The sequence below is a fragment of the Desulfovibrio sp. SGI.230 genome (assembly GCF_050313065.1).
Classification (GTDB): Bacteria; Desulfobacterota; Desulfovibrionia; order Desulfovibrionales; family Desulfovibrionaceae; genus Desulfovibrio.
On sequence record NZ_JBNPKS010000014.1, the window covers coordinates 14,107 to 27,010 of the forward strand.

Here is a 12,904-nt window from a genome sequence, read left to right on the forward strand (position 1 = left end):
TGAGCGGAAAGAAGTTTTTTAAAAAACAAAAAACTTGATGGATGCTGTTTTTTTCATGTCCTGCCCGATTTAGAAAAAAATCACAAGCTGTGACATCCATCAGGAGGATTGCATATGACAAAACAGCATGTCTCTCGTCGGGCCTTTCTGGCAGGAAGCGCCGCGAGCATGGCGCTGGGTTCCCTCGCAGGGGTGGCCCATGCGGCGACCAAGCCCCAGGAACAATGGGACGAAGTCTTTGACGTCATCGTCATCGGCTCCGGTCTGGCCGGTATGTGTGCGGCTCTGGCGGCCAAGAAGAACGGCTGCAAGAAGGTCGTCGTCCTGGAAAAGATGAGCTATCTCGGCGGCAACTCGGCCATCGCCACCGGTGACTTCGGCGCCGTGAACTCCCAGCTGACCCGCAAGCAGGGGATCAAGGACACGCCCGAGGCCTTTGCCGAAGACATCAGCGCCGCCTGCGGCGGCCTGAACCATCCCGACCTGACGCTCACCGTGGCCCGCAACTCCGGCCGGGCCATCGACTTCCTCATCGAGAACGGCGCCAAGTTCAATCCCGAGATCATCATCCTCGGCGGACATTCCGCACCGCGCGTGCACCAGGGCGTCGAGAGCTTCGGCGCCAGCGTCATGGTCCCCATCTGGGACAGCTTCCGCAAAAAGTACAACGGCGAGATCCGCAGCCGCGTCAAGTTCGACAGCTTCATCCAGGATGAAAGCGGCGCCGTCACCGGCGTGAACGTGCGGGAACGCTACGACTTCATCAACGAGTCCAAGAACGAAGACATGGAAAACGCCGGCGGCCTCCCCAAGCGCTATGCGGCCCGCTACGGCGTCGTCCTGGCCACGGGCGGCTATTCCCGCGACCTGGCCTTCCGCATGGCCGAAGCGCCGCTGCAAAGCGAAGAGATGGCCACCCGCTGCCATATCGGCAATACGGCCGGTGCCCTGCGCGCGGCCCTGGCCATCGGTGCCCGCAGCGTGCATACGACCCTGGGCCGCTACGGCTTCTACATCGCTTCGGAAGACCTGCGCATGGGCATGGTCATCGACCCCAAGACCTGCAAGCGCTTCATCGACGAGAGCATGCCCCGTACGGACCTGGCCGTGAACATGCTGCTCTACATGCAGAAGCACCGCTGCATCCCCCTGGGCATCTACGACAAGAAGACCATGGACGCCTTCTTCGACCACAAGCGCCGCCAGCGCCTGCTCTTCTCCAATGCCCTGCGCCCCTATGACACCCTGGAAGAACTGGCCGCCAAGGAACATCTGGACCTGAAGACCCTGAAGGCCACTCTGGACCGCTACAACAAGGACATCGCTGCCGGACGCGACAGCGAGTTCGGCAAGGACATCGCAGGCTCCCTGTCCGTGCCCCTGACGGAACCGCCGTTTGCGGCCTGCACCATCGAGCCCGACCTCTCCTACACGCAGGGCGGCGTGCTCATCAACACCAGGGCCGAAGCCATCAGCGCCCTGGACGACAAGCCCATCCCCGGCCTCTATGTGGCCGGCGAAGCCTCTGCCGGGGTGTTCGGCGTCACGCGCCTGACCGCCTGCTCCCTGCCCGACTGCGCCGCGTTCGGCATGATCGCCGGGGAAGAGATCGCCAAGCGGGCCCGCAACATCAAGGCCTAGTTACGGAGGAATCCATGAAGATACGCACGTTAAGCATGATCGCCGCCGCCCTTTTGCTGGCAAGCTCTGCCGCCTGGGCCGGGAGCTATGTGAGCCACAAAAGCATGCACCAGGACCTGGCCTGCGTGGACTGCCACCAGGAAGAAGTGGGCCGCACGCCGCCGCCCAGCGAAGCCTGCCTGAACTGCCATGGTCCCATGCAGGATCTCATCAAGAAAACGGAAGGGTTCAAGCGTAACCCGCACTATACGCCGCACTGGGGCGATACGGTGCCCTGCTACACCTGCCACAAGGAGCACAAGAAGTCAGAGCTGCTCTGTGCCAACAGCTACTGCCATGTGAAGAACTTCGAAGGGGTCACGCTCAAGTAGACCGGTCCCGGGGGAAAGCCGCCTGCCAGCGGCCTTCCCTCGGGAGACCGGGAGCAACAGCCGCAGCCGGGGGGACGTACGGGGGGGACCGTACGGCCGTGCTGCACTGTTCGTGAGGTCTGCGGTAGCCTCAGGCTCCGCTAGCACACCGATAATGACTGCCGCAGGCCTCCTTGGCAAGAGTTCCGGCAAAAAGAGCATGCCCTGCCAGGCATGCCGCCATTGCTCTTGCCTGCTCGCGAGAGCCGCTCCTTCGATCTTCCCCATGCATGGCACCGTAGACGGCAGCGCATGAAAGCCTTTTTCGTGCGCATCTTGCCGCTTGTCCAGGCAAAATAACAACATACTGTTTTTATTAAATAAAAATAAGACACTCACGCGTGTCCGAAGACAAGGGAGAGGAAGGATGAAGAAGCTTGCCATTCTCTTTATCGCCGCCACCATGGCGCTGGCTGCCGCCGATGCCCAGGCCATCGACTTCAAGGCCAAAGGTATCTGGCAGGTGGGCATGGGCCTGTCACAAAGGAACTTCGTCAAATCCGTCGGCGGGAACAAGACCGACAGCAATGACATCATGAACAGCCGTTCCCGCATCCGCTTCCAGATGGATGCTGTCGCCTCGGAGAGCCTGTCCGGCAGCGTGCATTTCGAGATCGGCCATATCCAGTGGGGCCAGCAGGCCGGCGGCGGCGCCCTGGGGGCCGACAGCACCTCGGCCATCAAGGTCCGCATGGCCTTCATGGACTGGCAGGTGCCCGACACCAGCCTGAAGGTCCGCATGGGCCTGCAGAACCTGACCCTGCCCACCAAGGCAGGCAACTCGTCCGTCGCGGGCAACCTGGATGTGGCCGGGATCGTGGCCTCCTGGCAGTTCTCGGAAACCGTGGGGCTTTCGGCCCTCTGGCTGCGCCCCTTCAACGACAACTACAGCGCCGAGGGCAATACCAACTATCTCGACAACATGGACATCTGGGGCCTGACCCTGCCCGTGCGTCTTGAAGGTTTCGAGATGACCCCCTGGGTGCTGTACGGCATCCGCGGCAAGAACACCTTCAACGGCACCCAGATCTGGAACGACGGCAACCCCATGACCAGCATGGGGGCCTATCCCTTCGGCATGACCGCCGCCGGGGCCCGCGGCTTTACGGACCTCGATACCGACAAGATGTACGGCAGCCTGTTCTGGGCCGGTCTGCCCGTGGCCATCACGGCCTTCGATCCCTGGAACATCGAATTCGAGCTCAACTACGGCTATGTGGAAGGCATGGGCCGCTACGATGCCCTGGAACGCGGCGTGGACCCGGTACGCGGCAGCACACAGCGGCAGGGCTGGCTGGCCAAGGCCCTTGTGGAATACAAGACGGACTGGGGCAGGCCCGGCATCTTCGGCTGGTACGGCAGCGGTGACGACGGCGACATCAAGAACGGTTCCGAGCGTCTGCCCAGCCTGCGCGCCAACGGCATGTTCTCGTCCGTCATGGGCGACGACGTCCATTACGGCGGCAGCCTGCAGGACCAGAAGATGACCTATGCCGGTACCTGGGGCCTGGGGCTCCAGGTGGCGGACGTCAGCTTCATGGAAGACCTCAAGCATACCTTCCGCGTCCTCTACTGGGGCGGGACCAACAGCCCATCCATGGTCAAATACGCCACCACCCGCACGGACTGGAACTACACCAACGATTACGAAGGGATCTATCTGACCACCAATGACGGGCTGCTGGAGTTCAACATCAACAGCGTCTACCAGGTCTACGACAACTTCAGCATCGGCCTCTGGCTGGGCTACATCGCCAACCTGATGGACTCCGGTACCTGGCAGGACGGCCACGCCTACCTTGGGGACAGCTACAGCAAGCAGGACATCTGGAACGTCGACCTGACCTTTGCCTATACCTTCTAGGCCTGTCCGCCTGAAAAAGAAAAAAGGGCCGGCAGACATGCGAACATGTCCGCCGGCCCTTCCTCTATCCGGGATAAGGAGACCTAGGCCTTCTTCTTGGCCCCGGCCATCTGGTAGCGCTTCTGGGCGGAGAGTTCCACCTTGCGCAGGCGCAGGGACACGGGGGTCACTTCCACCAGTTCGTCCTCACGCACGAAGTGCAGGGCGTGTTCCAGGGTCATCTTCTTCACGGGGGTGAGGATGACGTTCTCGTCCTTGCCGGCGGCGCGCAGGTTGGTGAGCTTCTTTTCCTTGGTGGCGTTGACGTCGATGTCGTTGTCACGGTTGTGCTCGCCCACGATCATGCCCTCGTAGACCGGATCGCCGGGCTCCACGAACAGGGTGCCGCGGGGCTCCAGGTTGAACAGGGCGTAGGCCACGGCATTGCCGGGACGGTCGGCCACGATGGAACCGGAATAGCGGGTGGGGAAGTCGCCGCGCCATTCTTCGTAGCCTTCCAGATAGGAGTTCATGATGCCGGTGCCCTTGGTATCGGTGAGGAACTCGTCGCGGTAGCCGATGAGGCCGCGGGAAGGCACGGAAAACTCCAGACGCACGCGGCCGGTACCGTTGTTGGTGCAGTTGAGCATGCGGCCCTTGCGCTGGTTGATCTTGTCGGTGACCACGCCCATGAAGACCTCGTCGCAGTCCACATACAGGTGCTCGATGGGCTCCAGGGTCTTGCCGTTCTCGTCCTTCTTGAGGATGACCTCGGGACGGCCCACGGAAAGCTCGAAGCCTTCGCGGCGCATGGTCTCGATGAGGATGGCCATCTGGAACTCGCCGCGGCCCTTGACCAGGAAGGCGTCCTTGTCGGTGGTGTCTTCCACGCGCACGGCCACGTTGCGCAGGCATTCGCGGTTCAGGCGGTCGCGGATCATGCGGCTCTGCACCAGCTTGCCTTCACGGCCGGCCAGGGGCGAGGTGTTGATGCCGAAGCGCATGGCCACGGTGGGCTCGTCCACGCGGATGCGCGGCAGGGCGCGGGGGTTCTCGCGGGTGCAGATGGTGTCGCCGATGGTCACGTCCTCGATGCCGGCCACCACCACGATGTCGCCGGGCTGGGCCTTGTCCACCTCGGCCAGCTGCAGGCCTTCATAGACCTGGATCTTGGAGGCGCGCAGGGGGCGGGCCTGACCGTCTTCACCGATGCAGGCCAGGCTCTCGTTGGCGTAGATGCTGCCGTGCATGATGCGGCCCACGGCCAGACGGCCCAGGTAATCGGAGTAGTCCAGGTCGGCCACCAGCATCTGGAAGGGCTGCTCGGGATCGTAGGAGGGACCGGGGATCTTTTCGAGGATGGTCTCGAACAGGGGGGTCAGGTCCTTCTGCTCGTCGTCGATGTTGCGCATGGCCACACCGGCGCGGCCGATGGCGTAGAGCACGGGGAATTCCAGCTGCTCGTCGCTGGCGTCCAAATCGATGAACAGGTCGTAGACCTCGTTGAGCACTTCATCGGGACGGGCGTCCTTGCGGTCGATCTTGTTGATGACCACGACCACGGGCAGACCGGCTTCCAGGGTCTTGCGCAGTACGAAACGGGTCTGGGGCAGCGGGCCTTCGGAGGCGTCCACCAGCAGGATGGCGCCGCTGGCCATGGAGAGCGAACGTTCCACTTCACCGCCAAAGTCGGCGTGACCGGGGGTGTCGATGATGTTGATCTTCACGCCGTTCCAGTGCACGGCGCAGTTCTTGGCCGCGATGGTGATGCCGCGTTCGCGTTCCAGATCCATGCTGTCCATGACGCGGTCATCGACCTGCTGGTCTGCTCGAAACACGCCGCTCTGACGGAAAAGGGCGTCCACCAGGGTCGTTTTGCCGTGGTCAACGTGGGCGATGATAGCCACGTTACGAAGTTTGTCATTCTGCTGCATAGTTCTGTCTCGCTCTGGTAAAAAAATCGCCCCGGAACGTTGCCGGGGCGCATGGTTTACGCGATTTTTACAACTTTGTCACCACCGCTTCCACAAGGCGGCCCAGGTCCTTCCCGGCCCGGCCGGCCACGGCGATGACTTCTTCCAGCGGCGCGGGCCGCATGCAGTCGGGCAGGTTCTTGTTGGTGAGGCAGGAGATGCCCAGCACGCGCAGGCCCATATGGCGGGCGGCGATGACCTCCAGCACGGAGCTCATGCCCACGGCATCGGCGCCCCACTGGCGGAACATGCGGGTCTCGGCGGGGCTCTCCATCTGCGGGCCGCGCACGCCGATGTAGACGCCGCGCTCCAGCCGGATGCCCAGCTCGAGCGCGCACCGGCAGGCCAGGTCGCGCAGGCCGGCGTCGTAGATGGCGCTCATGTCGGGGAAGCGCTCGCCCCAGGCCTCATGGTTGGGCCCGCTCAGGGGAGAGACGCCGGTGAAGTTGATCTGGTCGCTGATGCACATGAGCCCGCCCGCATCGAACTGCGGGTCCAGGGCGCCCGCCGCATTGGTAAGGATAAGCGTGTCCGCGCCCAGCCCGGCCATGACGCGCACGCCCATGCAGACCTTGTCCGGCCCGAAGCCTTCGTACAGATGGCAGCGGCCCTGCTGCACCAGCACAGTGCGGCCGCCCAGACGTCCCAGCACGAAGGCCCCGGCATGGGAGGCCACCGTGGACACCGGGAAGCCCGGCAGGTCGGCATAGGGCACGCTGACCGTGTCCTCCATGCGTTCCACGAGCCCCGAAAGACCGGTGCCCAGGATGATGGCCGCATCGGGCCGGGAGGGCAGCGCGGCCCCCAGACGCTGGCGCAGCGCCGCCACCGCAAGCTGGACTTCTTCCCAGTTTTGCATAGAATTGACCCCCTCAGATATTGAAGACCAAGCCGATATGCTGTAGTAGCTCTTGTTTTTCAGTCGCAAAAGCGAACCGCTTTATAGCGTGCTGACGCCCATTCCACAAGAGCGGCACAGCACCGCCCTCAGGAGACCGCCTTGGAGACCAGCCAGAAAGACTCTTTGCAACAACACAAGGTTCTCGTCGCCAACCGCGGCGAGATCGCCATACGCATCATGCGGGCCTGCCGCAAGCTGGGTGTGGCCTTTACCGCCATCTTTACCGCCGAAGACGCCGCTTCGGGCCATGTGCGCTACGCCCGCGAGAACGGCGGCGAACGCAGCCTGTTCCGTGTTTCTTCCTATCATGACGCCAACGAACTGATGTCCGTGGCCGACCAGGCCGGCTGCACGGCCGTGCATCCCGGTTACGGCTTCTTCGCCGAGGACTTCCGCTTTGCCCGTCGCGTGACCAAGCGCGACCGCAAGATGATCTTCATCGGCCCCTCGTGGAAGATCATCCGCGAGCTGGGCGACAAGATCAACACCAAACGTCTGGCCCGCAGCCTGGACGTGCCCACCGTTCCCGGTTCCGACCGCCCCATCTATGACGAGATGGAAGCCGAGCGCATCGCCCGCAGCGTGTTCGAGTTCCAGGTGCAGCAGGGTATCAAGCGCCCGCTGGTGCTGGTCAAGGCTTCGGCCGGCGGTGGCGGCATGGGCATCGAGGAAGTGTACGACATCGACAACTTCCGCTCCGTGTACCGCCGCATCCGCAACTACGCCCTGCGCCAGTTCAAGGACGAGGGCGTGCTCATCGAACAGCGCATCACGGACTTCAACCACCTGGAAGTCCAGATCGTGTCCGACCGCAGCGGCAAGAACCCCGTGCACTTCGGCACCCGCAACTGCTCCATCCAGTCCACCGGCCTGCAGAAGCGCGTGGAAGTGGCCCCCGGCTTCGTGCCCGCCCAGATGGACTACAGCTTCGATGCCGCCAAGGTGCTGCAGGACATCGTCCACTACTCCCTGACCATGGCCCGCAAGGTGGGCTATGACAACGTGGGCACCTGGGAATGGATCGTCACCCGCCAGGGCGAGCCCTTCCTCATGGAAGTGAACACCCGCATCCAGGTGGAGAACGGCGTCTCGGCCCGCATCTCCAGCATCCGCAACCACGAAGGCCCCGTGGACCTCATCGCCGAACAGATCCGCATCGGTCTGGGCGAGCCCCTGGGCTACACCCAGGACGACGTGACCTTCGACGGCGTGGGCATCGAATACCGCCTCATCGCCGAAGACCCCGAGCACGGCTTCACCCCCTGGGTGGGCCGCATCGAGCGCTTTGCCTGGAAGGAAGAGCCCTGGCTCACCATGCTGACCCACGTGCCCACCGACACGCCTTACGAGATCCCCACCGAATTCGACCCCAACCTGGCCCTGGCCATCATCTGGGGCAAGGATCTGGCCGAGGCCCGGGAACGCGGCGTCTCCTTCCTGGACAACCTGCACCTGGAAGGCCGGAACAACGCCGGTGAAGCGCTCAAGTCCAACGTGGACTTCCTGCGGGCCAACACCGCCCGCACCCTGCGCTTCTAGCTGACGGGCCGCCCCGGCGGTCCCCTTCCATCAACGTCAAACGGCGCAAGAGATTATGGACAACACTATCGAAAAACGCATCCAAAGCCTGAACGACAGGCTCTCGTATACGCGCGACATCTTCGCCGGCAAGCACGAGGACAGCATCCGCCTGCTGGACGAGAAGCTGACCGAGTTCACCAATCGTGTGCGCAACGGCGAGGTCGAGGATCCCCATACCGAGATCGTTTCCCTGGAAGACCTTTTCGTCTTTGTGGAAAAACGCCTGGAAAAGCTCATCACGCCCATGGACCGCGTGCGCATCGTGCGCCATCCCCAGCGCATCTGCCTGCGTGACATCCTGGAGAACGTCTACGACAACTTCACCGAAGTGGGCGGCCAGGACGAGCACAGCCTCGACCCCAGCATGCTCATCGCCCGTGCGGTCATCACCCGCCGCCGCGGCAAGAAGATGCACACCCAGTCCGTCATGGTCATCGGCCAGGAAAAGGGCCACGGCGCCGAGTTCCGCAACGGCGGCTCCGTGAAGCCCTGGGGCAATGCCAAGGCCCTGCAGTACATGCGCGTGGCCGAGACCGAAGGCATCCCCATCCACTGCTACATCTTCACGCCCGGTTCCTACCCCATCGAGGACTACCCCGGCGCGGCCCAGCAGATCGCCCGCAACATCTACACCATGGCCGGTCTGCGCGTGCCCGTCATCTCCATCATCTCCGAGGGCGGTTCCGGCGGCGCCGAGGCCATCGGCCTGGCCGACAAGCGCCTCATGCTCTCCCACGGCTACTACTCGGTCATCTCGCCCGAAGGCGGGGCCGCCATCGAAGGCCGCCTCAAGGCCGGCCAGCGCGCCGCGCCCGAGCTCATCGAGCATTGCGCCCAGAACCTGCACATCACCGCGCAGGACAACCTCTCCTTCGGCTACATCGACAGCGTGGTGCAGGAACCCGCCCTGGGCGCCCGCCCGCACCACTTCGACTTCTTCCGCTCCCTGCGGCAGGAAGTGCTGCGCGCCACCGACGAGGTGGTCATCACCAACACCAAGCCGCCCATGATCCGCGGCCTGGCCCTGGCGCGCCTGCGCAACCCCGAAGCCAACCTGGACGAGATGTACGTGCGCTGGGGCATGTCCGGCGCGGCCAAGAACCGCATGCGCGAACGCCGCCAGCAGAAGTTCCTGCGCCTCTCCCGCGCGGCCGCCATCGACAACCGTCCCTTCCTGGCCAAGAACGCCGCCGCCCTGCGCGACTGGGTGACCAAGCCCTGGATGCACTTCAAGTACGACTTCGTGCGCCGTCACCAGCGCAAGCTGCACAACATCATGGAAGAGCTGAGCAGCGAATGGGATGTGTTCAAGGGCCGCCTCTTCAGCCCCTGGAAGCGCATCGCCAGCCCGGCGGAAAAGAAGGCCACGGCCAAGGAACTGACCACCCTTTCCAACTGGGTGGACGACAACCGCGTGAGCAAGTGGAACTACCTGTCGCCGCGCTACAAGGTCGACCGTACCATCACCTGCCCCAACAGCGCCTCGTACGGCTGCCTCGACCTCTGGGGCCCCGATCTGTTCGCCGAGTTCGCGGGCGTGTGCAGCCATTGCGGCTACCACTTCCCCATGGAGCCCGAATGGTACGTGCAGAACGTCTTCGACAAGGGCTCGGTCTTTGAGTTCAACCGCGAGATCGAAGCCGGCAACCCGCTGAACTTCCCCAACTTCGAGGAACGCATCAAGGCCGCCCAGGAAAAGACCGGCTGCCGCAGCGGCTGCATGACCTTCGAGGCCCGCATCGACGGCACCAAGCTGGTGGTGGCCATGCTCATGGGCACCTTCCGCGGCGGTTCCTTCGGCGCGGCCGAAGGCTACAAGTTCGTGGAGGCCGCCGCCCGCGCCGCCAAGAAGCGCTATCCCTTCCTGGCCTATGTGCACGGCACCGCCGGCATCCGCATCCAGGAAGGCACCCACGGCGTCATCCAGATGCCCCGCTGCACCGTGGCCGTGCGCCGCTACATCGAGTCCGGCGGCCTGTACCTGGTGCTGTACGATACCAACTCCTTCGCCGGTCCCGTGGCCAGCTTCCTGGGTTGCGCTCCCTACCAGTTCGCGGTGCGCTCCTCCAACATCGGCTTTGCCGGCCCCGGCGTCATCAAGGAGACCACGGGCATGGACATCCCGCCCAAGTATCACCGCTCCTACCGGGCCCTGTCCCGCGGCCATATCCAGGGCATCTGGGACCGCCGCCAGATCCGTGCCAACCTCAAGCAGGCGCTGCTCACCATGGGCGGCCGCAACCTGTACTACCGTTAGCAAGCAGACGGCGGGGCGGACTTTCCGCCCCGCCTTTCGCCGCCCTTGACGGTGCGGCCCCACCCAAGACAAACGAAAAAGCGGGAAAACCACATGATCAACATTTCCGCATTGCTGGATGAGATAAAAGCCTCCCCCTACCGCGAGATCGTCATCCGTACGCCCCACACCGGCGTGGTGACTTTCGCCGACATCAAGGAAGGCGACGAGGTCCTCGGCCCCCAGGGCCAGTGGAAGGAAAAGCCCGGCACCCGCCTGGCCACCCTGGAACGCGAACGCAACCCCAAACCCATATGCTCGCCTGAAAAGGGCATCATCAGCAAGATCCACAGCCAGCTCGAAGGCATGTTCGTGGAGGCCGGCACGCCCCTGATGGTCATCCGCCACATGCTCACCCGCAGCGAAGTGGAACACCAGATCCTCAAGAAGGCCCTGTACCTGTTCCGCGCGCCCGAGCGGGCCAAGTATTACTTCACCCCCGAGGTGGACAAGAAGATCCGCGCCGCGGACGCCCACTCCGTGGTGGTGCGCGACGGCATGGAGCTGCTCATCATGTCGCGCATGAAGCGTGAGGTGCCCCTGCACTACAGCGGCCCCACGGGCGTCATCTACGCCGTCTACTTCAGCTACAACGAGAACATGGATGCGGACGCCCCCCTCATCGGCGTCTGCCCCGAAGACCAGCTGCCCGTCATCCAGGACGTCATCATGCGCGTCCAGACCGAGTGGACGGAAAAGGGCTAGACCGTCATGGGCAAGGCACTGCAGATCCGCCAGAAAGCCGCCGACAGCCCCCAGGGGCTCACGGCCCGTCGCTGGCCCGCCCTGCTGGCCCTGGCCCGCAAGGCTGCCGGTCCCTATGGTGAGGACGTGGCGGCCTGGCTGGCCGTGCCCGAAGCACAGGCCGAGCCCTGCCTGCTGGAACTGGCGCAATGCCTGAGCCGCCTGACCATGCGCAACGTGGACGACCTGGCGCCCCTGACGCTGGACAGTCTGCGCCCCCTGTGCGACCTGACGCGCCACTGCGAGGACGCTCTGGGCAGCTGGCAGGCCGAAGAGGCCGCCGCTGGCCTCCAGGCCCTGGCCGCCCTGCTGGACACGCTGGAGGCCACACTCACGCAGTCCGCCATCCGGCCCCCGCTGACCACGCCCGTGGCCCGCATCGCCACCGTGGACGTCACCTGGAACTCCGGCCTGCTGGAAAAAAGCTGGCCCGGGCTCAGTCTCCTGGCGTTCGGCCATGCCGGTGTGGGCGGCGCCGGAGTCCGCGACCTGCTGGACCGTCTGGAACGGGGCATGGCCGAGGACCGCTGGCCCGAGCAGCAGGCCCCCTTCAAACAGGCTCTGGCCGATGCCCTTACGCAGCGCAGCAGCCTGGATGCGGCCCTGCGTGCCAATGATCCCCGGGCCGCCCATCGCGCCAGCGAGGCCCTGGAAGACGCTCTGACCGAAATGGAAGACAGCCTGCTTGCCGCAGGCTCCGGCCCCAAACGCAAAAAACCGTCCTTCTTCCGGCGCCTTTTCGGCCTGCGCTGAGACGGTACAACGAACAACCGTTCGAGGAACAGAATCTATGCTGAACAAAGTCATGATCATCGGTCGCCTCGGCCGCGACCCCGAACTGCGCTACACCCAGAGCGGTTCCCCTGTGGCCACCCTCAATGTGGCCACCGACGAATCCTACATGGACCGTGACGGCAACAAGGTGGAACGTACCGAATGGCACCGTGTGTCCGTGTTCCAGCGCCAGGCCGAGAACTGCGCCAACTTCCTGACCAAGGGCAGCCTCGTCTACGTGGAAGGCAGCCTGCAGACCCGCAAGTGGCAGGACCAGAACGGCCAGGACCGTTACACCACCGAGATCAAGGCCCAGCGCGTCCAGTTCCTGGATCGCCGCAGCGATGGCCCCCGTGCCGACATGGGCGGCTATGAAGACGACTATGGTGCGCCTGCGCCCGCTCCCCGCGCTCCCCGCGGCGGCAACATGGGCGGCGGCCAGCGCCAGGCCCCGCGCCGTCCCGCGCCCCAGCAGCGCGACGACGATCTGGGTCCCGCCTTCCCCTCCGAAGCTTCCAACATGGACGAAGTGCCCTTCTAGGCACGGATGCCGCATCTGGAGCATATGGCAGGGCGTTCCTCACGGGGAGCGCCCTGCTTTTTTTGTGTCCGGCGACCGCCAGGCCCGAACAGCCCCTGTTCCCCCCTTTTTTTTGCCGGGCTCCCCTGCAGGCGGCCTTTCCGGAGGACGCGGGACAGGCGGGGCAGACGGGGCAGACGGCCATGACAAAATATTAGTTA

General features: G+C 64.2%; 10 protein-coding genes. 8 read left to right on the forward strand and 2 right to left on the reverse strand.

Annotated features, from left to right (window positions below; all coding sequences use genetic code 11):
• Window positions 1-114: 114 nt before the first annotated feature.
• From ACQRAG_RS10040 to ACQRAG_RS10050, 3 genes are all read left to right on the forward strand, one after another.
• On the forward strand, window positions 115-1,641 hold the full coding sequence (locus ACQRAG_RS10040) for an FAD-dependent oxidoreductase (RefSeq protein ID WP_304037027.1): 1,527 nt from the start codon (window positions 115-117) through the stop codon (window positions 1,639-1,641).
• A gap of 14 nt (window positions 1,642-1,655) precedes the next feature.
• Window positions 1,656-2,012, forward strand: coding sequence for a cytochrome c3 family protein (locus ACQRAG_RS10045; protein WP_300645734.1), 357 nt, complete (start codon window positions 1,656-1,658; stop codon window positions 2,010-2,012).
• Window positions 2,013-2,418: 406 nt separating this feature from the next.
• Window positions 2,419-3,915: an outer membrane homotrimeric porin gene (locus ACQRAG_RS10050; protein ID WP_303739765.1), complete on the forward strand. Its 1,497-nt coding sequence runs from the start codon at window positions 2,419-2,421 to the stop codon at window positions 3,913-3,915.
• Window positions 3,916-3,998: 83 nt separating this feature from the next.
• On the opposite strand, the gene typA is transcribed toward ACQRAG_RS10050, so the two are convergent.
• On the reverse strand, window positions 3,999-5,828 hold the full coding sequence (gene typA / locus ACQRAG_RS10055) for a translational GTPase TypA (RefSeq protein ID WP_168934940.1): 1,830 nt from the start codon (window positions 5,826-5,828) through the stop codon (window positions 3,999-4,001).
• A gap of 67 nt (window positions 5,829-5,895) precedes the next feature.
• Complete coding sequence (locus tag ACQRAG_RS10060) at window positions 5,896-6,726, reverse strand: purine-nucleoside phosphorylase (protein ID WP_168934939.1); 831 nt, start codon at window positions 6,724-6,726, stop codon at window positions 5,896-5,898.
• A 141-nt stretch (window positions 6,727-6,867) separates the two neighbouring features.
• Between ACQRAG_RS10060 and ACQRAG_RS10065 the strand changes: the two genes are divergently transcribed.
• From ACQRAG_RS10065 to ACQRAG_RS10085, 5 genes are all read left to right on the forward strand, one after another.
• A complete protein-coding gene (locus tag ACQRAG_RS10065) occupies window positions 6,868-8,307 on the forward strand; it encodes a biotin carboxylase N-terminal domain-containing protein (protein WP_006007747.1) in 1,440 nt (479 codons plus the stop codon).
• A 55-nt stretch (window positions 8,308-8,362) separates the two neighbouring features.
• Entirely contained in the window at window positions 8,363-10,606 is a 2,244-nt protein-coding gene (locus tag ACQRAG_RS10070; protein ID WP_297158442.1) for a carboxyl transferase domain-containing protein, read from the forward strand.
• Window positions 10,607-10,699: 93 nt separating this feature from the next.
• Window positions 10,700-11,350, forward strand: a complete 651-nt coding sequence (locus ACQRAG_RS10075) for a biotin attachment protein (protein WP_204625792.1) — start codon at window positions 10,700-10,702, stop codon at window positions 11,348-11,350.
• Window positions 11,351-11,356: 6 nt separating this feature from the next.
• On the forward strand, window positions 11,357-12,142 hold the full coding sequence (locus tag ACQRAG_RS10080; RefSeq protein ID WP_304037025.1) for a hypothetical protein: 786 nt from the start codon (window positions 11,357-11,359) through the stop codon (window positions 12,140-12,142).
• Window positions 12,143-12,179: 37 nt separating this feature from the next.
• Window positions 12,180-12,704: a single-stranded DNA-binding protein gene (locus tag ACQRAG_RS10085; protein ID WP_006007739.1), complete on the forward strand. Its 525-nt coding sequence runs from the start codon at window positions 12,180-12,182 to the stop codon at window positions 12,702-12,704.
• Window positions 12,705-12,904 lie beyond the last annotated feature (200 nt).